General features: G+C 65.8%; 19 protein-coding genes. 6 read left to right on the top strand and 13 right to left on the bottom strand.

Going from position 1 to position 25184, the window contains the following annotated elements; all coding sequences use genetic code 11:
* Positions 1-115: 115 nt before the first annotated feature.
* Genes ACVIYL_RS18555 through ACVIYL_RS18545 form a run of 3 tightly spaced genes read right to left on the bottom strand, consistent with a single transcriptional unit; the run spans position 116 to position 2146 of the window.
* A complete protein-coding gene (locus ACVIYL_RS18555; RefSeq protein WP_456779403.1) occupies positions 116-610 on the bottom strand; it encodes a TPM domain-containing protein in 495 nt (164 codons plus the stop codon).
* Between the two features lie 2 nt (positions 611-612).
* Positions 613-1509, bottom strand: a complete 897-nt coding sequence (locus tag ACVIYL_RS18550; RefSeq protein ID WP_456779402.1) for a TPM domain-containing protein — start codon at positions 1507-1509, stop codon at positions 613-615.
* Between the two features lie 19 nt (positions 1510-1528).
* Entirely contained in the window at positions 1529-2146 is a 618-nt protein-coding gene (locus tag ACVIYL_RS18545) for a LemA family protein (protein ID WP_028334935.1), read from the bottom strand.
* Positions 2147-2306: 160 nt separating this feature from the next.
* Here ACVIYL_RS18545 and ACVIYL_RS18540 point away from each other — a divergent pair, with 160 nt between their 5' ends.
* The 3 genes from ACVIYL_RS18540 to ACVIYL_RS18530 are packed head-to-tail and all read left to right on the top strand — an operon-like array spanning position 2307 to position 5525.
* Positions 2307-3161, top strand: a complete 855-nt coding sequence (locus tag ACVIYL_RS18540; RefSeq protein ID WP_038386235.1) for an enoyl-CoA hydratase — start codon at positions 2307-2309, stop codon at positions 3159-3161.
* A gap of 8 nt (positions 3162-3169) precedes the next feature.
* Positions 3170-4315, top strand: a complete 1146-nt coding sequence (locus ACVIYL_RS18535) for an acyl-CoA dehydrogenase family protein (protein WP_456779401.1) — start codon at positions 3170-3172, stop codon at positions 4313-4315.
* A 13-nt stretch (positions 4316-4328) separates the two neighbouring features.
* The gene (locus ACVIYL_RS18530; protein WP_456779400.1) at positions 4329-5525 is read left to right on the top strand and encodes an acyl-CoA dehydrogenase family protein; all 1197 of its coding nucleotides are present in this window, start codon (positions 4329-4331) and stop codon (positions 5523-5525) included.
* A gap of 140 nt (positions 5526-5665) precedes the next feature.
* Here the strand turns inward: ACVIYL_RS18530 and ACVIYL_RS18525 are convergent, their stop codons facing one another.
* The 7 genes from ACVIYL_RS18525 to ACVIYL_RS18495 all read right to left on the bottom strand — a co-directional run bounded on the left by ACVIYL_RS18525 (position 5666) and on the right by ACVIYL_RS18495 (position 17457).
* Positions 5666-7993: a xanthine dehydrogenase family protein molybdopterin-binding subunit gene (locus tag ACVIYL_RS18525; protein WP_456779399.1), complete on the bottom strand. Its 2328-nt coding sequence runs from the start codon at positions 7991-7993 to the stop codon at positions 5666-5668.
* Positions 7994-8152: 159 nt separating this feature from the next.
* Complete coding sequence (locus tag ACVIYL_RS18520) at positions 8153-9241, bottom strand: S1C family serine protease (protein ID WP_456779398.1); 1089 nt, start codon at positions 9239-9241, stop codon at positions 8153-8155.
* Positions 9242-9339: 98 nt separating this feature from the next.
* The gene (locus ACVIYL_RS18515; protein ID WP_168855765.1) at positions 9340-10215 is read right to left on the bottom strand and encodes a dihydrodipicolinate synthase family protein; all 876 of its coding nucleotides are present in this window, start codon (positions 10213-10215) and stop codon (positions 9340-9342) included.
* On the bottom strand, positions 10208-11164 hold the full coding sequence (locus tag ACVIYL_RS18510; protein ID WP_456779397.1) for an NAD-dependent epimerase/dehydratase family protein: 957 nt from the start codon (positions 11162-11164) through the stop codon (positions 10208-10210). The genes ACVIYL_RS18515 and ACVIYL_RS18510 overlap by 8 nt, the downstream gene beginning before the upstream one ends.
* A gap of 23 nt (positions 11165-11187) precedes the next feature.
* On the bottom strand, positions 11188-12828 hold the full coding sequence (gene pgm / locus ACVIYL_RS18505; RefSeq protein ID WP_456779396.1) for a phosphoglucomutase (alpha-D-glucose-1,6-bisphosphate-dependent): 1641 nt from the start codon (positions 12826-12828) through the stop codon (positions 11188-11190).
* Between the two features lie 231 nt (positions 12829-13059).
* Entirely contained in the window at positions 13060-14712 is a 1653-nt protein-coding gene (locus ACVIYL_RS18500; RefSeq protein WP_456779395.1) for an acetolactate synthase large subunit, read from the bottom strand.
* 78 nt (positions 14713-14790) lie between these two features.
* Positions 14791-17457, bottom strand: coding sequence for a M1 family metallopeptidase (locus ACVIYL_RS18495; RefSeq protein ID WP_456779394.1), 2667 nt, complete (start codon positions 17455-17457; stop codon positions 14791-14793).
* 249 nt (positions 17458-17706) lie between these two features.
* On the opposite strand from ACVIYL_RS18495, the gene ACVIYL_RS18490 reads away from it, so the two are divergent.
* Positions 17707-19161: a GH1 family beta-glucosidase gene (locus tag ACVIYL_RS18490; RefSeq protein ID WP_456779393.1), complete on the top strand. Its 1455-nt coding sequence runs from the start codon at positions 17707-17709 to the stop codon at positions 19159-19161.
* Here the strand turns inward: ACVIYL_RS18490 and ACVIYL_RS18485 are convergent, their stop codons facing one another.
* Positions 19162-20229 carry a maleylacetate reductase gene (locus ACVIYL_RS18485; RefSeq protein WP_456779392.1) on the bottom strand — a complete coding sequence of 356 codons (1068 nt, stop codon included), beginning with the start codon at positions 20227-20229 and terminating at the stop codon, positions 19162-19164. It abuts the gene before it with no gap.
* A gap of 20 nt (positions 20230-20249) precedes the next feature.
* Positions 20250-21230, bottom strand: coding sequence for a helix-turn-helix domain-containing protein (locus ACVIYL_RS18480; RefSeq protein WP_456779391.1), 981 nt, complete (start codon positions 21228-21230; stop codon positions 20250-20252).
* Between the two features lie 141 nt (positions 21231-21371).
* Here ACVIYL_RS18480 and ACVIYL_RS18475 point away from each other — a divergent pair, with 141 nt between their 5' ends.
* The gene (locus tag ACVIYL_RS18475; RefSeq protein WP_438078026.1) at positions 21372-22097 is read left to right on the top strand and encodes an alpha/beta fold hydrolase; all 726 of its coding nucleotides are present in this window, start codon (positions 21372-21374) and stop codon (positions 22095-22097) included.
* A gap of 130 nt (positions 22098-22227) precedes the next feature.
* A complete protein-coding gene (locus ACVIYL_RS18470; protein ID WP_057015126.1) occupies positions 22228-23391 on the top strand; it encodes an IS4 family transposase in 1164 nt (387 codons plus the stop codon).
* A gap of 194 nt (positions 23392-23585) precedes the next feature.
* Here the strand turns inward: ACVIYL_RS18470 and ACVIYL_RS18465 are convergent, their stop codons facing one another.
* A complete protein-coding gene (locus ACVIYL_RS18465; RefSeq protein WP_456779390.1) occupies positions 23586-25079 on the bottom strand; it encodes a flavin-containing monooxygenase in 1494 nt (497 codons plus the stop codon).
* Positions 25080-25184 lie beyond the last annotated feature (105 nt).

Here is a 25184-nt window from a genome sequence, read left to right as displayed (position 1 = left end):
TCTCCCCTCGGGTAGCGTTCACGCGGAGAGACCTTCACCCCACCTCGCCGCTCATTGCATTCGCGTCGATCCTCCCCCTCCAGGGGAGGATGAAGAGCACCCGACCACTCAGTCCCTAAATCACCACCGGCTTATCCGGCAGCTCGTTCGGGCCGGCGGGAGGCGGGAAATGCTTTGCCAGCTCGCGCGACACCGCCTCGATCCCCTTGATCACGCCCTGCTCGAACCGGCCTGCCCGAAAGTCCGTTTCCATCGTGCGGCAGATCGCCTCCCAGCCGGCATGGCCGACCTTCGCGTCGATGCCGCGGTCGGCGACGATCTCGACGTCGCGGTCGGCGAGCAACAGATAGATCAGAACGCCATTGTTGTGATCGGTGTCCCAGATCCGCAAGTGCGAGAACACGTCGAGCGCGCGCTCCCGCGCGGGCTGATTGCGGAACAGCGGCACACCGTCGAGCGCGCCCTCGACGACGAAACGGATCTGGCCGGAATGAGTGGCCTCGCCGGCCTTGATCGCCCGCTCGATGGCGTCGAGCACGCGCGGCGGAAAATCACGCCGCACCCGCCAGCGGTGCTCGATCAGATGCTTGCCGATGCGCTTGATGCCCATGCCTACCAGCTCCCCGAGGCGCCGCCGCCGCCGAAGCTGCCGCCTCCGCCGCTGAAGCCGCCGCTGTCGCTCGAGCTCGAGCCGCTGCTCCAGCCCCCGCCGCCGGTCCAGCCGCCGGAATAACCGCCGCCGCGACGATACGGTCCCGAGCCTGCCGCCGGACCGCCGAAGTTCAACCCGCCGAAGATCAGCGCCGCGACGCCGGCGAACAGGCCGACCACCAGCGCCGTGGCGAGCGAGCCGGCCACCATCCAGGTGAAGACGCCGACAACACCGCCGGTCGCGACCGAGCCCAACAACCGTCCCAGTATCCCGCGCAACACGCCGGCCACGATGATGACGATAAAGATTGTCACCGGATTGGCGAAGTCGACCAGGTTCGGCCCTTGCCAATGCTCGGGCTCCGGCGCCGGCAATTGCTCGCCATTGATCAGGCGGATCATCCGGTCGACGCCGGCCGAGATGCCGCCGGCGAAATCGCCGGCCTTGAATTTCGGCGTGATGTCTTCGTCGATGATGCGGTGGGTGACGGCATCGCTCAGCACGCCTTCGAGGCCATAGCCGACCTCGATGCGCAAGTGCCGGTCGTTCTTGGCGACGACAAGGAGCGCACCGTCGTCCACCTTCTTGCGCCCGATCTTCCACGCCTCGGCCACGCGGATCGAGAACTGCTCGATGGTTTCCTCGCCCGTGGTCGGCACGATCAGGACCGCGATCTGGCTGCCCTTGCGGGCCTCCAGATCCTTCAGCCGCTCGGTCAGTGTCGCGACATCGCTCGCGGAAAGCGTCCCGGTCTGGTCGACGACGCGGCCGGTGAGCGGAGGCACCGCGACCTCGGCCCACGCCGGGCACACGAAGCCCAGCAGGAAGGCGAGCAGAATGACGCGTGCGGCGGTCATCGCGATGCGCGCGCCGGCGCTATTTCGACGGCGCGGGGGCCGGTGACGGATTATTGAAATCGACCTTCGGCGCGGTCGATATTTCCTTTTCATTGTCGACCGTGAAGTTGGGCTTCTCCTTGTAGCCGAACGCCATCGCGGTCAGATTGTTCGGGAAGGTGCGGATGCCGACGTTGTAGTCCTGCACTGCCTTGATGTAGCGATTGCGCGCCACCGTGATGCGGTTCTCGGTGCCCTCGAGCTGCGCCATCAGGTCGCGGAACAGCGCGTCCGATTTCAGCTGCGGATAGTTTTCGGTGACGACCAGCAGCCGCGACAGCGCGCTGGTCAGTTCGCCCTGCGCCTGCGTGAACTTCTGGAACGCAGCCGGATCGTTGAGCACCTCGGGGGTTGCCTGGATGCTGCCGACCTTGGCGCGCGCGTTGGTGACGCCGAGCAGCACGTCCTTCTCCTGCTGCGCAAAGCCCTTCACGGAGTTGACCAGGTTGGGCACGAGATCGGCCCGCCGCTGGTACTGGTTCACCACCTCCGACCAGCTCGACTTGACCTGCTCGTCACTGGTCTGGATCGCGTTGTAGCCGCAGTTGGTCAGGCTCAATGTCGCCAGCGCTGCGAGCACGGTCCAAAGCTTGCGCATGAAGATGATCCTCCCCGGGTGGATTCTGCGTCAGCGTAACAGATTTTCGCCGGATAATCCCGTGCGGCGGATTTCGCGGCTTCTTTTGCGGATGATGACGCTTGCCTATCCCTGCCCGCGCCGTTCATCATGGCAAAAAAATCGATCGCGGGAGGATCCATTGGCGTCTGAACAATTCGAGACGATTGTTGTCGAACGGCCCGAGCCCGCGATCGCGCGGATCGTGATGAACCGCCCCGAGGCCCGCAACGCCCAGAACCTGCAAATGACCTACGATCTCAACGCCGCCTTCGACCGGGCGGTGCAGGACGACGCGGTCAAGGTCATCATCCTCGCCGGCAACGGCCCGCATTTCTCGGCCGGTCACGATCTCAGGCCAGGGGCCAAGAACCAGGCCGGTGTCGATTTCCCGCCAGTCGGAAATTGGGGCGGCTTCGCCGAGCCCAACGCCCATGGCCGCTTCGCGCGCGAGCAGGAGATCTACCTGCAGATCACAAGGCGCTGGCGCAATCTCGCAAAACCGACGATCGCCGAAGTGCACGGCAAGTGCATTGCCGGCGGACTGATGCTGGCCTGGGCCTGCGACCTGATCGTTGCCAGCAACGATGCCGAGTTCTGCGACCCCGTGGTGACGATGGGCGTCTGCGGCGTCGAGTGGTTTGTGCATCCCTGGGAGCTCGGCGCGCGCAAGGCCAAGGAGATGCTGTTCACCGCCGATGTCTGGAGTGCCGACGAGGCGCATCGCCTCGGCATGGTCAATCACGTGGTGCCGCGCGGCGATCTCTCGTCGTTCACGCTGGCGCTGGCACGGCGGATCGCCGCAAAGCCCGCCTTTGCGCTGAAGCTTTCCAAGGAGGCGGTGAACCGCTCGATCGACATCATGGGGCAGCCTGCCGCGATCGATCAGGCCTTCGCGCTGCATCAGCTCTGCCACGCCCACAACCTTCAGGAATTCGGCATGGTGGTGGACCCCGCGGGTCTGCATCCCTCCGTCAAGAAAACCGCCAACGTGTAGCAAGCCAGATGGACCTCACCCTCAGCGACGAGCAGCGCCTGCTGCGCGAAAGTGCCGACCGCTTCGTGGCGGAAACCTTTAACCCCGAGCATCGCAAGAAAGCGGCGAACGATCCGCTGGGCTATTCGCCCGCGATCTGGAAGCAGTTCGCCGAGCTCGGCTGGCTGGCGCTACCGATCAGCGAAGCCCATGGCGGGCTCGGCGGCGGCGCGATCGAGATCGGACTGTTGATGGAAGCGTTCGGCCGCGGGCTGGTGTCCGAGCCGTTCCTCTCCACGGTCGTGATCGGCGCCGCGCTGGTCGCCGAATGCGGCACCGAGGCGCAGAGGCAGGCGATCCTGCCCAAAATAGCCGAGGGCGCGCTCACGCTTGCCTTCGCGCATTCGGAACGCGCCGCGCGCTTCGACCTCGCTCATGTCGACACGACGGCCAGCAAGACGGCCGACGGTTGGCGCCTGAACGGCAGCAAGATCGCCGTGCTCGACGGCGCTTCAGCCAACCAGATCATCGTCTCGGCCCGTATCGCCAACGCCAATGGTGCGTCCGGCAAGCTTGGCCTGTTCCTGGTGCCGGCGGGGACGCCCGGGCTCACTCTGCGCGACTACGCGCGGCTCGGCGGCGGGCGCGGCTGTAATCTTGATCTGAAGGACGTGCAGTTGCCCGCCGATGCGCTGCTCGGCGACGGCAGTGATGCGCTGCCCGCGACCGAAACCGTGGTCGATCGTGCGATGGCCGCGCTCGGCGCGGAGGCGGTCGGCATCATGCAGACGCTGCTCGACACCACGCTCGAATACACAAAAATCCGCAAACAGTTCGGCCGGCCGCTATCGGCCAACCAGGTGATCCGCCATCGCCTCGCCGACGTTGCGATGCAGGTCGACGAGGCGCGCTCGATGGCGTTGCGCGCCGCGCTGATGGCCAATGCCGAGCCTGTGGCCCGCAGCCGTGCGGCGTCCGGCGCCAAGGCGAAGATCGGCAAATGCGCGCGCTTCGTCGCCGAACAGGCGGTGCAGCTGCACGGCGCGATGGGTGTCACCGAGGAGCTCGACATCGGCGCCTATTTCAAGCGGCTGCTCGCCTTCGACACGCTGTTCGGCAACAGCGCCCATCATTATCGCCGCCACGCCGCGCTCAGCGGCCGCGCCCACGCCTAACGGAGAGCGCACCATGGATCTCACCTTCAGCGCCGAGGAACGCGCTTTCGAGCAGGAAGTCCGCGATTTCATTGCCGGGAGCCTGACGCCGGAGATGAAGCGCGCCACCGCGCTGACGCCATCGGTGTTCTCCGACCCCGACATCGGCATGGCGTGGCAGCGCGCGCTGCACAAGAAGGGCTGGGGTGCGCCGGGCTGGCCGGTGGAACATGGCGGACCGGACTGGACGCCGGCACAGCGCTGGATCTTCGAGGCCGAATGCGCGCGCGCCGGCGTGCCCAATGTCAACGTGATGGGCGTGAAGATGGTCGGCCCCGTCATCATCGGGTTCGGCTCGCCCGAGCAGCAGAACTTTTACCTCCCGCGAATTCTCTCCGGCGAGGATTACTGGTGCCAGGGCTATTCCGAGCCGGGCTCGGGCTCCGACCTCGCCTCGCTGAAGACCCGCGCGGTGCGCGACGGCGACGACTACATCATCAACGGCACCAAGATCTGGACCACGCATGCGCATCACGCCAACCGCATGTTCGCGCTGGTGCGCACCAATGACGGCGAGCGGCAGCAGGACGGCATCAGCTTCATCCTGATCGACATGAAGACGCCGGGCATCACCACGCGCCCGATCCTGACCATCGGCGGCGACCACGAGGTCAACCAGGTGTTCTTCGACGACGTCCGCGTGCCCGTCGCCAACCGCGTCGGCGAGGAAGGCAAGGGCTGGACCTACGGCAAGTATCTGCTCGAATTCGAGCGCGGCTCCGGCATCGCGTCGGCCAAGCTGCGCGAGGCGCTGAAGACGATCACCGATCTCGCTGGCTCCGAGGTCACCGGCCGCGCCATCGAGGATCCCGACATCGCGATCCGGATGTCGGAGGTCGAGGTCGATATCGACGCGCTCGAGATGACCGAGCTCAGGGTGCTGTCGGCGCTGCAGACCGGACAAAATCCCGGCGCGGTGTCGTCGCTGATCAAGCTCAGGGTCAGCGAGATCCGCCAAGCGGTGACGCGGCTCGGCGTCGACGTGATCGGCCAGGACGGGCTTGCCGTCGAGCCGGCGCGTCCGTTCTACCGGCTCAACCACGAGCCGGCGATCCCCGAAGAACTGCTGCCTGTGGTGCCGGAATATCTCAACGGCCGCGCCTATACGATCTTCGGCGGATCATCCGAGATCCAGCGCGACATCATCGCGAAGATGGTGTTGGGACTGTAGGGCACCGTCGTTCCGGGGCATCGCAAAGCGATGAACCTCAGGTGCGCAATTGCGCACCGGGAAACCTCGATGTTGTGGCGCGAGATTCCGGGTTCGCGCTAACGCGCGCCCCGGAATGACGGTGGAGGAGAAAGCGCGGCCTATGCCGCCCCCACCTTGGCGTCGCGGATCGCCTGCCAGATCTTCGACGGCGTCAGCGGCGTGTTCAGCTGGGTGATCCCGACCTCGCTCAGCGCATCCATCACGCCGTTGGTGATGCAGGGCGGCCCGCCGATCGCGCCGGACTCGCCGCAGCCCTTGGCGCCCAGCAGATTGGTCTTGCACGGCGCGGAGCCATCGAGCGTCACCGTGATCGGCGGAATGTCGTCCGCGCGCGGGATGCAATAGTCCTGATAGCTCGCGGTCAGCAGCTGGCCTTCCTCGCTATAGGCCACGCCTTCGTACAACGCCTGGCCGATGCCCTGGACAACGCCGCCATGCACCTGCCCCGTCACCAGCATCGGATTGACCGCGACGCCGACGTCGTCGACCGTGGTGTAGCGCACCACCCGCGTGACGCCGGTCTCCGGATCGATCTCGACCTCGCAGATATGTGTGCCGTTCGGCCAGCTCGGTCCGTCGACATTGCCCTCGCTCTCGACCGAGAGCTTTGCGCCGTTCTCCTTGGCCGCGATCTCGAACAGGCTGATGCGCCTGTCGGTACCGACCACGGTGAGGAAGCCGTCGCGATACTCGATGTCCTCGACCGAGGCTTCCAGCAAATTGGAGGCCTTGTCGCGCGCCTTGTTGATCATGTCGTTCGAGGAGACCGCAACCGCGGTGCCGCCGACGAACAGCGAACGCGAGCCGACGCTGCCGAAGCCGGTGGCGAGGTCCGTGTCGCCCTGGATCACGTCGATCTTGTCCATGGCAATGCCGAGCGTATCGGCGATCATCTGGGTGTAGGTGGTGGCGAGGCCCTGCCCCATCGCCATCGTGCCGGAATGCAGGATGACGCGGCCTTCGGCGGTCGCATGCAGGGAGACGTTCTCGGTGTGGGCGCGGCCGCCGGTCCACTCGATGTAGCTGGTCAGGCCGCGGCCGTAGAGCAGGCCCTTCTTCTTCGCCGCCTTCTTGCGCGCGGCAAAGCCGTTCCAGTCCGCCAAATCAGACGCGCGCTCCAGCATGTGCGCGAAGGCACCGGAATCGTACACCTGCCCGACCGCGTTGGTGTAGGGCAGCTGCGCCGGCTTGATGTAGTTGACCTTGCGGATGGTGCGCGGGTCCATGCCGATCTGGCGCGCGGCGGCGTCGAACAGCCGCTCGACGATGAACACCGCCTCGGGCCTGCCGGCGCCGCGATAGGCGCCGACCGGCGCGGTGTGGGTCATCACCGACTTCACCTCGAAATGCACCAGCGGCAGGTCGTAGACGCCGGTCTGCACGAACGGTCCGAGCACCAGCGGGATGATGTTGGCGGTGCCCGACGAATAGGCGCCGGTGCCGCCGATCGAGCGCACCCGGTAGGCCAGCACGCGGCCCTTGGCGTCGAGCGCGAACTCGCCGGTCGAGGTCAGATCGCGGCCATGGGTGCCGCCGACGAACTCGTCGGTGCGGTCGCCGCGCCAGCGGATCTTCTCGTTCAGCTTCGTCGCGGCATAGGCGACGATGCCGTCTTCCGGATAGAGGCTGGTCTTCTGGCCGAAGCCGCCGCCGATGTCGCCGACCAGCACGCGCACGCTGTCCTTCGGCCGCTTCAGGATCGATTCCGCCAGCAGGTCGCGGGTCGAACCCGGAGTCTGCGACTGCACGTGCAGAATCAGCCGGCCGGTCTTCTTCTCGATCTCGGCAATGGTCGAGCGCGGCTCCATCGCCGACGGCACCAGGCGCTGGCTGACCAGGTCGAGCGACACCTTGTGCGCGGCATTGGCGAAGGCTTCCTCGACCTTGGCGGCATCGCCATAGCTCATCGCGGCCACGATGTTGTCGGGCGCCTCCGGCCAGACCGCCGGCGCGCCCGGCTTGATCGCCTCGACCGGATCGACCACCGAGGGCAGCACCTCGTAATCGATCTCGATCGCCTCGGCCGCGGTCTGCGCCAGCACCCGCGAGGTCGCGACCACGGCCGCGACGCCCTCGCCCGCGTAACGCACCACATCATGCGCCAGCAGGCGCCGTGGCGGCACGGTCATCGGCGAGCCGTCGGGCCGCTTGAAGATCGCAAGCGTCGGCAGCGTGCCGATATCGTCCTTGACGAGGTCGGCGCCGGTATAGACGGCCTTGACGCCCGGCATCTCCAGCGCCGCCTTGGCGTCGATCGACTTGATGTTGGCATGGGCGTGCGGCGAGCGCAGCACGTGCAGCCAGAGCGCGCCGTCCTGCGGCTTGTCGTCGATGAAATACCCCTTCCCGGTGACCAGCCGCTGGTCTTCCAGACGCTTGACTGGCTGGCCCGCACCAAAACGCATATTGCCGGGAAGAATGTTCATCAGAGGGTCCTTCGAGCTTCCAAGAATTTCCAGAGAATTTGGCGGGGGTTTTAGCGGATTTTGGCGGCCTGACAACCACGCGCCGGCCGAAGGACAGGCATCTCGTCGCGCGGCGCGCGGAAGCACAATCCGGCGGCACGCGTCAGGCCAGTGACGACATCATTGCGCCCGGCCGATATCGACGATGGCGACCTCGACATCGCGCGCCGAGCCGTCGCGGTTCACGCTGAGCCGCACCTTCTTGCCAACCCCGATCTGCTCGAGCTGGTCGGCCAGATCGGAGAGCCGGTGGACCGGCTTGCCGTCGACCGCGGTGATCACGTCGCCGAGCTCACCGGTCGACATATCGACCCCGCGTATCCCGGCGCGCTCGGCCGGCGACCCCGGTGTCGTGCGCACCACGATCAATCCTTCGGCACCGATACGCGTGGCGACCGCCTCATTCGCGGTCACGATGCCGATCCCCGGCGTCGGCACGCGACCGTTGCGGATCAGCTCGGGCACCACGCGATTGACGATGTCGACCGGGATCGCGAAGCCGATGCCGGCATTCGAGCCCGACGGCGACAGGATCGCCGTGGTCACGCCGATCAGCCGCCCGGCAGAATCGAGCAACGGGCCGCCCGAATTGCCCGGATTGATCGCGGTGTCGGTCTGGATCACGTTGGAGATCTCGCGGCCGCTCGAGGTCGGCAGCCGGCGCTTGAGCGCGCTGATGATGCCGCTGGACATCGATTGATCGAGCCCGAACGGATTGCCGATCGCATAGGCAAACTGGCCGACCTTGAGATCGGCGGAGCTGCCGAGCGCCAAGGGCGGCGGCAGATTGCGCGCGCTGCGGATGCGCAGCACGGCCAGATCGTAGTTCGGCGCCGTGCCGACGATTTCGGCGCGTACCGCTTCGCCGGAGGCAAAGCGGATGGCGACCTGGCTTGCGTTCTGCACCACGTGGTTGTTGGTGACGACGTGGCCGTCATTGTCCCAGACAATGCCGGTGCCCGACGCCGCGCCGCCCTCCTGCTCCTCGCTCAGCGGATTGGCGGCGGTTTGCGTCACCACCTGCACGACCGACGGCGAGACCTTCTCGAAGATCTCGACATTGGCCTTTTCGGCATCCGACAGCGCGCCGCGCTCGGTGACCGCGCGGGCAGCCGGGCCGCTCCACGGCGCCTGACGGATGCTGCCGGCCGCGAAGATCAGCAGAATGGCCGCGATCACGGCCAGGACAAGGACGGTACGCCGATTCATTGCTGTGCTCCACGCAACAAACGCGCTGACCAAGCGGAGGTTTCCGGCATGGCCAAGGCGGATTGCCCGGCATTTTGCCGCGCAGCCCCCCGACGGCCTCAGCCCAGATCGCGCAACGCCGCCTCGACCACCTTGCGCTGCTCGGCCGTGAGCGGCGCCTGCGGCGGCACGGGATCGCCGACGTCGTAGCCCTGGCTCGCGAGCCCGGCCTTGATGCAGGCGGCGAGGTTGAAGCGGGCAAACGCCTCGTTGATGCGCCACAGCTTGCGCTGCAGGGCCATCGCCTCATCCCAGCGGGTGCGGCGGCACAGATTGTAGAGCTCGACACTCTGCCGCGGGATGATGCAGGCCGGGCCCGCCATCCAGCCGTGGCCGCCGATCAGCATCACCGCGGCCGGAATATGGGCGGAGGCCGAGAACACTTTCAGGCTGTCGCCGCAACGGTTCATGATCGACAGCAGCCGCCCGGTGTTGGTCGACGCGTCCTTGATGTAACCGATGCGCGGATGCCCGGCGAGCCGCGCGATGACGTCAAGCGTGAGGTCGGAGCGCTGGAAATTCGGATTGGTATAGATCACGACCGGAATGTCGACGGCGTCGGCGATGGCGCGGAAATAGGCTTCCACCTGCGCATCACCGACCGGAAAATACGCCTCCATGATCGCGAGAATGCCGGTCGCGCCGCGCTTCTGGTAGGCCTTGGCCTGCGCCACCGCATCCGCCGTCGAGGTCGAGGCGACGCCGGCGACCACCGGCACGCGGCCCTGCGCGGCCTCGATCGTGGTCGCCACCACCTGCATGCGCTGCGCATTGTTGAGATAGGCGAACTCGCCGGTCGAACCGAGCGGCGTCAGGCCGTGGACGCCGGCCTTGACCAGATCGTCGCAGAGCCGGCCCAGCACCTCGGTGCGGACATGGCCGGCAGGGTCGACCGGGGACACCAGGTACGGAAAGACGCCGTGGAAATCAGCCATTTGCGAGCCTCGTTGACGGCGAGACATAATCGGGATCGTGCGCAAAGGGAAGCGGCGCGCCGCTGCGCAAGGCGCCGAGCACCGCTGCGAAATCCGTACCGGCGCGGAAGCCGAGCAACCGTTCGGTCTTGCTTGCGTCGTAGATCCGGCCGATCGATTTCGGCAGGCGCCAGCCACGCCGCGCGAACAGCGCCGGCGCATCGGGGAAGGTGCGCGCGATCACCCCGGCCGCGTCGGTCTTCAGGTCGGCGACATCGCTGCGCGCAAACGGCGTCGGCGCGCTGATCACGAAGACCTCGAAGCCGCGGATCTTGTCCAGCGCCACGACATGGGCATCGGCGGCGTCCTCGACGGTGAGGCGGCGGTACAGCAGCTCGGTCGCCTTCAGGTTCTCGCCATGGATGTCACGGATGGTGTCGTCATCCTCGGGGAAGAAGCGGCTGGTGCGCAGCACCGCGCAGTTCAGCCCGTGCTCGCGGCTGTACAGACGGCACAGCCCTTCAGCGGCAAGTTTTGTCACTCCGTAAATGTTGCGCGGCTCAAGCGGTCCTGTCGTCTCGTCGAGCCATACCGCAGCATGGCCTTCCTCGTCGCGGATCGCCTGCGAGATCATCAACGAGGTCGTCGAGGTGAAGACGAAACGGTCGTGGCCGGCAGCCACTGCTGCCTGCAGCAAATTGAGCGTGCCTGTGACGTTGACGTCGACAAAGGCCTGCGGCGCGAACCGCGCGATGTCGGGCTTGTGCAGCGCGCCGCCATGGATCACGGCCTCGATGCCGTAATCCGCGAACACACGCTCGACCACCGATCGTTCGGCTACCGAGCCTGTGACATCGGTCGCCTCGCCCGGGACGACGTCGAGACCGACCACATCATGGCCGGCCTGTCGAAGCCGCGGCGCGAGGAAACGGCCGAGCCAGCCGGAGGAGCCGGTCAACAATATTCGCATGACGTCCGCCCGGCCCGCGCCTTTCAGAACACCTTGGCGATCGCGGCCTGCGCGTCGCCCTGGATCTGCTTCAGATGATCCGGCCCGCGGAAGCTTTCGGCGTAGATCTTGTAGACATCCTCGGTGCCGGAGGGACGCGCGGCGAACCAGCCCGCCTCGCTCTCGACCTTGATGCCGCCGAACGGCTGGTCGTTGCCCGGCGCCTTGGTCCTGACCGCACGGACGGCATCGCCGGCGAGCTGCGTCATGTTGAGCTGCTCGGGTCCGAGCGCCTTCAGCGCGTTCTTCTGCTTCGGCGTCGCCGCCACATCGATGCGCTCGTAATAGGGAACGCCGAGCTCGGCGGTCAGCTCGCCGAACAATTCGCTCGGATCGCGGCCGGTCTTGGCGATGATCTCGGCCGCCAGGAGGCCGAGAATGATGCCGTCCTTGTCGGTGGTCCACACCGAGCCGTCGCGCTTCAGGAACGATGCGCCAGCGCTCTCCTCACCGGCAAAGCCGAACCCGCCGCTGCCGAGCCCGTCGACGAACCATTTGAAGCCGACCGGCGTCTCGACCGGCTTGCGGCCAAGCTTCTTCGCCACGCGATCGATGATCGAGCTCGACACGATGGTCTTGCCGATCGCGGCGTCCTTGCTCCATTGCGGCCGGTGCGCGAACAGATAGGCGATCGCGGTGGCAAGGAAGTGGTTCGGGTTCATCAGCCCGTTCGAGCGGGTCACGATGCCGTGGCGGTCGGCGTCGGTGTCGTTGGCGAAAGCGACGTCGAAACGGTCGCGCATCCCGATCAGGCTCGCCATCGCATAAGGCGACGAGCAGTCCATCCGGATCTTGCCGTCCCAGTCCGCGGTCATGAAGCGGAAGGTCGGATCGACCGCCTCGTTGACGACTGACGCGTTGATGCCGTAGCGCGCGATGATCGGCTGCCAGTAGTGCACCGCCGCGCCGCCGAGCGGGTCGATGCCGATCTTGACGCCGGCAGACTTGATCAGCGCGAGATCGACGGTGTTGCCGAGATCGGCGACATAGGGCGTGATATAATCGTGCAGATGCGTGGTCGCCGCCTTGCGCGCGCGATCATAGGACAGCCGCGCGACGCCCTTGAGGCCGGCCTCGATGTAGCGGTTGGCGTTCTTCTCGACCACGGCGGTGACGTCGGTGTCGGCCGGACCACCATGCGGTGGATTGTACTTGTAGCCGCCGTCCTCCGGCGGGTTGTGTGACGGCGTGATGACGACGCCGTCGGCGAGGCCCGCGCTACGGCCCTTGTTGTAGCTCAGAATCGCATGCGAGATCACCGGCGTCGGGGTGTAGCCGCCCTGCGCGTCGATCATGATCTCGACGCCGTTGGCCGCGAACACCTCGACCGCGCTGGCCAGCGCCGGCTCAGCCAGCGCATGGGTGTCGATGCCGATGAACAGCGGCCCGGTGAGACCCTTCTCGCGCCGGTAATCGCAGATCGCCTGCGTGGTGGCGAGGATATGGTCCTCGTTGAAGGAATTCTTCAGCGACGAGCCGCGATGGCCCGAGGTGCCGAACGCAACCCGCTGAGCGGGATCGCCAGCGTCGGGCTTGCCGGCAAAATAGGCCGTGACCAGCCGCGGCACATTGGCGAGCTGGGCGGGATCGATGGGTTTGCCGGCGGCAGGATTTGGTGCAGTCACGTGACCTCTCAGATCTGGTATCGCCGACCATCTGCGCAATGGTGATGCAGTGGCGTGCTACCATGGCGGCTTACGTTCAATCAAGCCGAGGGCTTTTCGTTCCTTGGCCACCGCAGCAATGCTTCAGCTTCTTGTTTGAGCATGATCTCCGCGCAAACGCTTTGCGTTTGTCGCGAGGGAAAACCGCTTCGCACTTTGCGCTAACGCGGCCCTTCGGGTCCGGATCATGCTCTACGACACATCGATCTGCTGCACCTTCTCGCGCAATTCGTCGACCAGCACCCGCTTGTTCTCGGTATAGTCGATCGGCACCACGACAAGATGCACGCCGCCGCCGGAAAACGCCCGTTCCAGGGTCGGAACGATCGCATCCGTGCTCGCGATCCGCGAACCCTTGGCGCCGTAGCTTTCGGCGAATTTGACGAAATCCGGATTGCCGAAGGTCAGGCCGAAATCCGGGAAATTGTCGACCGCCTGCTTCCAGCGGATCATGCCGTAGGCAGAATCCTCCAGGATCAGGATTACCAGATTGAGCTTGAGGCGGACCGCGGTCTCGAGCTCCTGCGAGTTCATCATGAAGCCGCCATCGCCACAGACCGCGAGCACGCGGTTGTTCGGATACAGCATCGCCGCCATCATCGCCGACGGCAGGCCGGCGCCCATGGTCGCGAGCGCGTTGTCGAGCAGCAGCGAGTTCGCGAGCAGCGTGCGGTAATTGCGTGCGAACCAGATCTTGTACATGCCGTTGTCGAGCGCGACGATGCCGTCCTCCGGAATGACCTGCCGCACATCGTGCACGATGCGCTGCGGTGTCGGCGGCCAGCGGCCCTCGGTGGCGCGATCGGTGATCTTGGCCAGAATGCTCTGGCGCAGGCTGAGCAGCGCGCTGGCATGCGGCAGCTTCCCCTCGACCCGATCGGCCAGCAATTCGAGGCTCGGCCCGACATCGCCGATCACCTCGCATTGCGGGAAATAGACCTGCTCGACCGTTGCCGGCATGTAGCTGACATGGATCACCTGCGGCCCCTTCGGGCCCATGATGAAAGGCGGCTTCTCGACCGTGTCGTGACCGATCGCGATGATGAGGTCGGCGCGGTCGATCGCCTCGTGCACATAGTCGCGCTCGCTCAGCGCGGCGGTCCCCATATACTGATTGGTGCCGCCCGATACCGTGCCCTTGCCCATCTGCGTGGTAATGAACGGGATTTTCGTGCGCCGCACGAAGTCACCGATCCCGGCAGTCGAACGCGGACGCGATGCCGCAGCACCAAGCATGATCAGCGGGCGCTGCGCCTTCAGGATCATGTCGGCGGCGCGGTCGAGCGCAGCCGCGTGCGCGATCGGAATTTCGATCGGATGCGGCGGTATCATTTCGACCGGCGCAATCTCCTCGCCTGCGATATCCTCCGGCAGTTCGAGCAGCACCGGCCCCGGCCGTTCCTGCGTCGCAATTCGGAAGGCGTCGCGGACCAGGGTCGGAATGGTCGCGCCGCTGACGATCTGCAGCGACAGCTTGGTCAGCGGACGGAACGTGTTGACGATGTCGACGATCTGGAACTTGGCCTGCCGGCTGCTCAAAATGCCCTTCTGGCCGGTCAGCATCACCATCGGCATCGCGCCGAGCAGCGCGTAGGCCGCACCCGTGGTGAGGTTGAGCGCGCCGGGGCCAAGCGTCGTCATGCAGACGCCGGGCCTTCCGGTCAGCCGGCCATAGGTCGCCGCCATGAACGCCGCCGCCTGCTCGTGGCGCGTGACGATCAGCTTGATCGAGGATTTGCGCAGGCTCTCGACGACGTCGAGATTCTCCTCGCCGGGGACGCCGAACACCCGCTCCACGCCCTCATTCTCGAGGGCAGCGACCAGCAAATCGGAACCTTTGACCATCTCAGCCTCGCATCGTTGATTGCATGCCGCGCCCGAAGCATAGCCGCATCGCGCGCCGCCGGAAACTGCTTCGCGAGCTCACGGCTTGTGCGCCCTGATCCAGGCGTCGGCGGCGGGCAACACGCGCGCGGCAAGATCGGCCGAGATTGCGATCGCCTGCACCGATCGCGCCACCATCACCCGTCCGCCGGTGGTTGATTGCGACGGAGCAAACGCGGCCAGTTCCGCCGCGTGCGCCTCATCGGTAAAATTGGCCATGAAGTTCGGCACGAACTGGTCGCGGAAGTTCGGCCCCTGCCTTGCCAGCAACGTATCGAAATTGGTCCGGACGAAGTCCCAGGCGAGCTGCGGCTGCTCGCCTGAGGACGCAACCGCGTTGATCATCCCCGTCACGATCGTGTCGGGCAATTCGTTGGTCAGCGTCAACGCCAGCGTTGCCCGCGCCAATTCGGCATCGCGGGCGCTTGCCGCCGCGAGATAATAGCGCAGCCGTTCATTGGTCGCCGTGCTGTTGCGCGCGAGCGCCAGCAGCTGGTCGTAGGTCGCCCGATCGGCGGTCACACCGACAACATGCGCGACGGCATCGCGCAATGAGGTCGGAAGCGAATTGGGATCATCGACGAATGCCGCAAAGCGCCGCTTCGATTCCGCCACAATAGCTGCATCCCCGAGATCGCCAAGCGTCGAGATCAGGCTTGCACGCAACAACGCAGTGTCATCGTCGCCTGAACCGGCGCTGTCCCATCCGACCCGATCGAACACCGGGCGCAGCTTGGCGCGGGCATAGGCCCGAATCACCGGCCGCTCGGTGCGGCCGCGCGACAGCCGGTTCAGCGCCGCGAATGTCGAGATCACCTGGTCCCACACCGCGCGATGGTCACCGGCATCGAGCGCATCGAGCAGCGCGAGATAGGACGGCGCCTCCGCGCGGCCCGCCTGCACCAGCGCCCAGCTGTCGGTAACGACATTGAGACGGTCGGCGACCTGCATTTGCGGGAATGCGTTCAGCAACGCCGCACGGTTCTTCGGGCCGTACTCGACCCTGAAGTAGCCGACGTCGCCGAGGTTGACCTTGATCGCATCGCCGCAGGCGCCGGCCGGGATATCGGTGCTCCCCTTCAACAATATCTCGTCAAACGGCTTGCCATGCGCCGGTCCGACCGCAACGGGGATCTGCCAGTTGCGGGCCGGCAGCAGCGGATTGTTGGCCGGCGCGATCACGAAGCGATCCTGCCGCAAGGTCAGGCGCTGCGCGGCGCCATCACAGTCCGTCTCGGCCACGACCAGCGGCACGCCGTCCTGCGCGGTGAAGGAGGCGGCGATACCGGTGATGGTCTTGCCGCCGCTACTCTCGAGCGCCTGCCAGAGATCAGCGGTTGTCGCGTTGCTGTAGGCATGCGCAGCCATGTATTTGCGGATGCCGTCACGGAACGCCGGTTCGCCGAGATAGTTCTCGAGCATACGGATCAGCGCCTGCCCCTTGTTGTAGGTGATGGCGTCGAACGCCGTCACCGCTTCGCTGTGATCGGCAATCGGCTGCTGCACGGGATGCGAGGTGCGCCGCGCATCGAGCGCCATGGCGAACTGCTTCGCGCCGTAGCCGTTCAGCCAGCCCTGCCATTGCGGATAGAACTGCTCCGAGGCCTTGGTTGCCATCCAGCTGGCAAAGCCCTCGTTGAGCCAGAGATTGTCCCACCACGCCATGGTGACGAGATCGCCGAACCACATATGCGCCATCTCGTGCGCGATGATGGCGAAGATGCCGCGCCGCGCGGTCTCGGCGGACGTCGCGGGATCGAACAGCAGCCGGCTCTCGAAGAAGGTGATGCCGCCCCAATTCTCCATCGCGCCGCCGAACCCGCCGGGTACGGCGATCAGGTCGAGCTTCGGCAACGGATATTTGACGCCGAAATAGTCGTTGTAATAGGCGAGCAGCTTCACCGCGCTGTCGAGCGCGAACCGGCCCTGGCCGCCCTTGCCCTCCGTCGTCACCACGCCGACCGTGACGCCGCCGGCATCCGCTGTGACGTGCTCGAGCTCGCCGACCGTGAGCACGAACAGATAGCTCGACATCTTCGGCGTCGGCGCGAACGCAACCTTCTTGAGATCGCCGGCGACCGGCTCTTCGCTGGTCACGGGCATGTTGCCGACCGCGAGCAGATTGCGCGGAATGACGACGGTCAGCGCAAAGCTCGCCTTGAACGACGGCTCGTCCCAGCACGGGAAGATCCGCCTTGCATCGGCCGGCTCCAGCTTGCTGGAGATCATCCGCTTGACCCCGGTCCTGGTCGGGTAGTCGACCGAGAACAGGCCGGTGCCGAATTTGTTGATCTGCGCCGTGAAGGCGATGCGCAGCTTGTGGCGGCCGGCCGCAAGCGGCCTGGCGAAAGTCAGCGTTGCGGTCTGCGCGGCGGCATCGGTCGCGACCTCCGCGCGCTGGGCGCCGTCATCGATCGTAACCTCTGCGAATGTCGTGTTGACCGCGTTCAGCGTCAGCTGCGCGGTCGCCTCGCGCACCTCGATGTCGACGGTTTCGACGCCTGGCAGAGCGAGGCCCGTGATATCAGGTGTCAGCTCGATCGCGTAATGCAACGGGACGACCGTCTTCGGTAGCTTTCCGGGCGTGCGGTCGAACGAAAATGTTTGCTCGGCCTGCGCGCTTGCGGCCATCGCCAAAGCCAAGCCGATCGCAGTGGCAAGACGACGCAGCAGCGCCCTTCGGACATGGGTTGCAGGCTTGTTCATCGCGCGAAGCTCACGGGAATCTCGGGGATATTCGGATGTCATTGCGGAAGGACGTAGCAGGCAATCTAGTAGAGAAAATGTCGCCACAAAACTGACAACTCCGCGACATTGACATCACAATGGTTCGCACTGATTGGTGCGCCGCTCGCCACGGCGCTTGGGCCCGCCGACCCTTGTTGCTCAACGGCGGGATGGAAGGTTAACCTACGGCCCGCATTCCAGCGGCAACGTCCGCGACGGGAGACAACAATGTTCGGAAAGTTCTCGCGCCGGCAGTTTGCGGGCCTTGCAGGCCTCTCGGCGCTCGGTTTGACCGGCCCTGCCGAGGCTGCAAACCGTGCGTCGCGGCCGGACGGCACGAACTTTCCCACGGGCTTCGTCTGGGGCACCGCAACCTCGTCCTACCAGGTCGAGGGCGCGGTCAATGAGGACGGCCGCGGCCCATCGATCTGGGACACTTTCACCCACACATCGGGCAAGATCGAGGACGGCTCGACCGGCGACCGCGCCAACGACCACTATCACCGCTACAAGGAGGACGTTCGCCTCATCAAGGATCTCGGCGCCAAGGCGTATCGGTTTTCGATCGCCTGGCCTCGGGTATTTCCCGACGGCACCGGCACGCCGAACCCGAAGGGCCTCGACTTCTACAACCGTCTGGTCGACGAGCTGCTTGCGAACGGCATCGAGCCCTACGCCACGCTCTATCACTGGGACCTGCCGCAGGCGTTGCAGGACCGCGTCGGCGGCTGGCGCTCGCGCGACACCTCGAAGGCGTTCGGCGACTATGCCGGCTATGTGGCGCAGCGACTGACCGACCGCGTGAAGAACGTCTTCACCCTCAACGAGGTCGGACGTTTCCTCCCCTTCGGTTATGCGCTCGGCGTCGACGCCCCGGGGCTGAAGCTGCCGGCGGGCGAGGTGAACCAGGCGCGCCATCATGTGGCGCTGGCGCATGGCCTTGCGGTGCTGGCGATTCGCGCCAAAGGCCGTGCCGGCACGCGGGTCGGGCCGGCCGAGAACATCACCGCCTGCGTGCCCGCCTTCAACACGCCGGAGAACATCCGCGCCACCGAAACCGCGACTCGCGAGCTCAACGCAGGTTTTCTCGGAGTCGTCCTCGAAGGCAGGTACACCGAAGGCTTCCTGCAATATGCCGGCGCGGACGCGCCCAAATTCACCGCGGATGAGCTGAAGATCATCTCGCAGCCCAATGATTTCGTCGGGCTGAACATCTACGCGCCGCAATGCTACATCCTTGCCACCGACCATGCCCCCGGCTGGAAGCCGCTGCCGATGCCGGCTTCCTTCCCGCACATGAGCTCGGAATGGCTGCGGATCGCGCCGGAGACGATCTATTGGGCGCCGCGGATCGCCGCCAAGCTGTGGAACATCAAGAGCATCTATATCAGCGAGAACGGCACGTCCGGTGAGGACAAGGTGCATCCGGACGGGCAGATCTACGATCTCGACCGCATCATGTTCCTGCGCAACTATCTCGCCCAATTGCAGCGCGCGACCGCCGACGGCGTCCCGGTCCACGGCTATTTCCTGTGGAGCCTGATGGACAATTTCGAATGGATCTTCGGCTACGAGAAGCGCTTCGGCCTCTACCGGGTGGATTTCGAGACCCAGGCCCGGGTGCCGAAATTGAGCGCGGCGTTCTACCGTGACGTGATCGCGCGCAACGCGATCGGGGTCTGATCATCCGGCTTGCGGCCGCGCGCCGGACCACGCGCGCTTCAGCAGGTCGCGGATGCCGCTCTCCTCGATCGGTCGCGGATTCCAGTAAGGATTTTTGGTGGCGAGCGCGGCCGCCTTTGCGATGCCGTCCTCGGGCATGCCGATCTCGGCGAGCGAGCGCGGCGCGCCGAGCCTTGCCGACAGATCGAACAGGCCATCGGCGGCGCTGGCCGCCCCAAGCGCGTTCGCCGCACGGCCGATCGCCTCGCGTGCGGCCGGCGTGTTGTAGGCGATGGTATGCGGCAGCAGCACCGCATGGGTCTCGGCATGCGGCAGGTCGAACAGCGCGCCGACGGTGTGGCAGAGCTTGTGATGCAGCGCCATGCCCACGGTGCCGAGACAGACGGCGCACAGCCACGCACCATAGAGCGCGTCCCCGCGCGCATCGAGATCGCGCGGCTGCGCAATCACATCCGGCAGAGACGAGGCAAGCTTCGCAATCGCCTCTTCCGCCATCAGCGAGGTGATCGGGTTGCCGTCCCGCGCGTACAGCGCCTCGGCCGCATGCGCGATCGCGTTGAGGCCGGAGATCGCCGAGAATTTGGCCGGCATCGAGACGGTCAGGTTGACGTCGTAGATCACGGCCTCGGGCAGGATCTTCGGCGATGATTGCGTGGTCTTGACGCCGTCGACGGTCTCGCCGAGTACCGGCGTCATCTCGGAGCCGGCATAGCTGGTCGGCACGATCAGTTGCGGCAGGTCGGTGCGCAGCGCAATCGCCTTACTGAGGCCGGTCGCGGCGCCGGCGCCGATCGCAACCACACCGTCGGGCCTGAGCTCGCGGACGATCTCCATCGCACGTTCGGTCACCGCGACCGGCGTGTGCACCACCGCGCCGTCGAACGATCCGGCCACACGGCCGCCGGTCAGGTCGGCGAGATCGCCGAGTTCGGCCTGCTGCCGTCGGCTCGCCAGCACCAGCGCGCGGTTGATGCCGAGCCGGTCGAGCTCGGCCGCCAGCTGTGCGACCGTGCCGACCCCGAACACGACCCGCATCGGGCTGACCTGGTAGGTGAACGGCTGCGCCATGGTGATTTCCGAAGCGTTGGTCAGCCGCGTCGCCAGTCGCGCGGCGTGCAGCCGAAGCGGTGCCTGAAGCGCCGCGTGAAATGCGACAGGTCGGAGAAGCCCCAGTCGAACGCGATGTCGCCGATCGCGCGCCCGGCGATCGCGGGGTCTCTCAGATCGCGCGCGGCGCCGTCGAGGCGGCGGTCCATCACATGGCTGGCGAATGTCGTGCCGGCGCGCTCGAACAGTTTGTGGACATAGCGCTCGCTGATGCCGATCGCAGCCGCAATGGCGGCAACGCCGAGCCCGGGCTCGCGCAGCCTGCCGTCCACGGCGCGGCGCAGCGCAAGCCACGTCGCATCGGCAAGGCCGGCACTCTCGGCGACGCCGGCGCGGCCGCTGCGCGACAGGCTGAGCGCGACCAGATCGAGCAGCACGCTGAACAGCCGCGCGTTGTCCGCATCCGAAGCACGGAGGGCGGATGTGTTCAGAACCTGCGCCGTCTCGGTGATGAGATGGCCGACGAAGGGATCATCCGAGACCCGCGCCGGCGCGACCTCGGGCGCCGTCGGCAGCCGTTCATCCAGCGCCTCGGCCGGCACCCACAACGAGGCGACCTGCAGCGCCGGGCCGCGGTCGTGCAGCAGCGCGAAGCGCTGGCCGCTGTCGAAGATTCCGACCTGCCCCGGCGACAGGCTGATCTCGCGTCCCGCCTGCTGGATGCGGCAGCGGCCGGCAAGCTTCAGATTGAGGTAGTAGCAGCGCCGGCTGGACGCGGCGATGTCGGCAGCGGAGCGCCGCACGACATGCTCCGGGAAGCTGACCCGGTTGACCGCGCCATCGCCGAGCCCAACTGTCTCGACGCGGGCGAGGAAGCCGGGCGTCGCCGGCGGCTCCGGTGTCAGGTTCATGAAGGCCTGGCAGATCGCCTCGCGGTAATACGCGAACTGCTCGCCGGGCCTGGTGTCCGCAGTATTCCAGCTCAGCCTGCGCGAGCGATCCGCGGCGGCGATTTGCGGCATCAGTTCACTCCGAGCCCAGTCCGGTTCGCTCACAGCCAAGCGCGTTCCGCGGGTCAAGGTCAATATCCATCAGGAAGCGGATGAAACCTGCGCGTATCCCGGGGTCGTCCGGACGCGGCAATCCAGACAGGGAGGTACAACATGTCGACCTATGTTCTCGTCCATGGCGCCTGGCATACCGGCGCCGAGTTTGAGCCGGTTGCGGCCGCCATCCGCAAGGCCGGCCATGTCGTCCACACCCCGACCATCAGGGGTAACCGCCCCGGCGACCGGAAGGATTCCGGCCTCGCCGAGGCGATCCAGTCGATCGTGGATTATCTCACCGAGCATGACCTCAAGGACATCGTCCTGGTCGGCCACAGCTATGGCGGCATGGTCATCACCGGCGTCGCCGACGCCGCCGCGAACCGCATCCGCCGCCTCGTCTACTGGAACGCCTTTGTCCCGAACAATGGCGAATGCCTCAACGACATGGTGCCGCCGCACTATCGCGGCCTGTTCGACGCCATTCATGCCGAGCGGGGCGACGGCTCGGTGGTGCTGCCGTTCCCGATCTGGCGCGAGGCCTTCATCAACGACGCCGATCTCGAGACGGCGCAGCGCGCCTATGACAAGCTCAACCCGCACCCGTTGAAGACCTTCCAGGACAAGATCGCGCTGCGCACCAATCCCGCCGAGATGCCAATCGCGAAATCCTACGTGAACTGCACCGAGGACACCGCGATGCCGCACAGCCTGCCCTGGCATCCACGGTTGTCGGAGAAGCTCGGACTGTTCCGCCTGGTCCAGGTGCCGGGCAGCCACGAGCTGTGCTTCTCCAACCCCGAGCGGCTGGCGCAGGCCTTCCTCGACGCCGGCCGCGATTAGCGGCCTCCGTTTCACCTCGCCCCGCGTGCGGCAGGGGTGTCCGGGGAATGATTCACTGTGTCGCGGTGCATGCTCGGCAGGACCGAGGCAAATCGGTCTTTTCTGGTTGTCGAGACACAGAGGGCCGAGCATGCGATATCGCGGTAGCATTTTTGGAAGGCTGCTTGAACCGATCAATCGACGGCAGTTTCAGACGGTTGTGGATCGTCTGGACGGGGATGCCTACGACAAGTCGTTCAGGAGCTGGGATCATCTGGTGGCGCTGATCTATGCCCAGCTTAGCGGCAACAGCAGTCTGCGCGGGGTGGTGACTGGCTTCAACGCCAATTCGCAGCATCACTATCACTTGGGAACCGGCAAGCTGTCGCGCTCGACGTTGTCCGATGCCAATGCCCGCCGTCCGATCGGCATTTTCGCGCAAACCTTTGCGGCGCTGTCGGCGATGGCGCGTCGCCAGCTGCGGAGTGAAGGCATGGAGATGGTGCGTCTGATCGACGCCAGTCCGATCCCGCTCGGCAAGGTCTGCAGTTGGGCGACGTGGAACGGCCGCATCCGCGGCATGAAGCTGCATGTCGTCTACGACCCAAGGAGCGATGTCCCGACCTGCGTCGAGATGACGGCCGCGAACGTCAATGACATCGAGATCGGCCGACAGACCCCAATCCAGCCCGCCACCACCTATGTGTTTGACAAGGGCTATTGCCGTTTCGACTGGTGGCAGAAGATCAATGATAGCAAGGCTTTCTTCGTTACCCGGGCGAAGACGAGCATCCGTCTTCGCTCGCTCAGGCATCGCGCCATCCGCAAGCGTAACGGGGATGGCTTCGAAATCCTTGCCGATGACGAGGTGAAGCTCACCAGCAAGGGCGATTCGCGCCTTCCAATCCCGCTCCGCCGCATCAAGATCAGACGCGAGAAAGGCGGCAAGATCACACTCCTGACCAACGACCTTGCCCGTAGCGCCGTCGAGATCGCCGCCCTCTACAAGAGCCGATGGCAAATCGAGCTGCTGTTCCGCTGGATCAAGCAGCATCTCGATATTCGCAAGTTCCTCGGCGCCAACGACAACGCGATCCGCCTTCAGGTGCTCGCTGCGATGATTGCCTACCTGCTGCTGCGCATCGCCGCTCACACCAACTGCATCAAAATGCTCCCGCTCAGGTTCGCCGAACTCGTCGGCCAGCTCCTGCTCACGCGTCGATCCCTCGCTGCCATCGACAAACCTCCGCCCATCAACCCCAGCCGTCGGAAATCAACCATCTCACCTGACCAGATGGAGCTCCGCTATGCCTGAATTTCCCCGGACACCCCTGCGCGTGCGGGGAGGGGTCGGAACGCATCATTAGATGCGTTCCGGGTGAGGGGGAGTCTCCACAAACGCAGCTATCACCGCAGATGCGGGGACGGCCCCTCACCCCAACCCTCTCCCCGTAAGAACCGGGAGAGGGAGCGCAGCGCCCTTGCTGCTCGCCCCAATCCCGTGATGCTCTACGCCACCGCTCTGTATGCTGGCGCAGTCGCGAGGAAGCGGGCATAGGCGTCGGCGTCCGGCGGCGTGAACTTTTCGACGAGCGGGTTGCGGCGCGACGCCTTGGTGCCGATGTCCGCCAACAGTTCGTCGAAATGCTTGAAGTGGTACGGGGCGACGCACAGCCCGCCATAGACGCCCGCTGCCGGACGCTCGACGCGCTTGAAGTTCAGCATCATCGCGATGTTGTCGTGCATCTCGGCCGCGCTCGGCTGCCGCGCCAGCTGGCCGTCGGCGTAGCGCACCAGCCAGTTCGCGGCGAGATCGGCGCACAGCACGGTGCAGAAGCTCGAATTGAAGCCGACAAAGCCCATGTCGGGCAGATCGGGATTGGCGATCAGCCGGTACAGCCGGTACTGCCCGTCGGGCTCGACCAGCTTGTTCTGATACTCCTCGGGCAGGAACGGCACGCCCAGCTTGTAGCCGATCGCCAGCACCGCGACATCGGCCGCGACGCGCTGGCCGCCGCTCATCACGATGGTCTTGCCGTCGTAATGGTCGAAGGTGCCACGCACCGCCCTGATCCGGCCGTCGGCGACCATCGGATAGAAGCCGGGGGTTGCGATCGGCACCGAGCAGTTGACGCCATCCTCGATCCGCTCCTTCGGCACCATGCCGCATTGCTTCAGCTTGAGCTGCATTTTCAGCATGCTTTCGAGCCCGCGCCAGTTCGCCCACACGAACGGCTTTGCCACGACATGCGCAAGGCGCGCCATCGGCCCGATGCCCCAGCTGGCAAACATCTGCTCCTGCGCGCGGATGTAGAGGATGCGCTTGAAGTTGACGAGGCCGCCGACGAAATAGGGAATCCGCCAGACCGGCTCGCGAAACACGATGGTGACTTCGCTGGCGCCGGAATTGACCGCATTCACCGCGATGTCGGTCGCCGATTTGGAGCCGCCGAGCACCACCACCTTGCGGCCCTTGGCAAGCGTTGGATCGCCGTATTGCGATGAATGCAGAATCTGCCCGCCCTGCGCCTTGAAGCCGTCCTCGCCCGCCAGCGGCAAGGCCTGCGGCTCGTTGAATTGCCCGGTGCAGACCGCGACGAAGTCGAAATCCTCGTGGCCGGTGGCGCCGTCGGTCGAGCGCAGCGCCAGCGTCCAGCCCGGCCTGCCGTCAGTGCGGCGCGTCATGCCTTCGACCTTGGTGTCGAACCGCATCGCGCCGTCGAGCCCGTGGCTGCGGGCATAGTCGCGCAAGTAGGCATGGACCTGCGGACCCTTCGGCCATTCCGGATAGGACTCCGGCATCGCCTTGTCGGTGTAGCGATAGAGCTCCTTCGGGCTCTGGGTCTGCACGTCGGGATAGGAGCGCGCCGGCTCCCAAACGCCGCCGAGATCGCCGCTGCGCTCGATGATGGTCACCTTGTGGCCGCGACCGGCAAAGGCCTTGCCGGCAGCAAGGCCGGAAATGCCGGCGCCGATGACGCACACATGCTTCTGCTTGACCATGAAACCGCTCCGAATTGAATGAACAGGTCCAATTTCGTTAAGCGCACGCGTCCCCGTCATCGCCGGAGTCCAGCTCCGGCGATTGCCGCCTCGTGTGCGTATTGT

Source organism: Bradyrhizobium sp. USDA 3315 (assembly GCF_054056795.1).
Note: the sequence above shows the minus strand (reverse complement) of the source record. Positions and strands in the feature narration are given on the sequence as shown.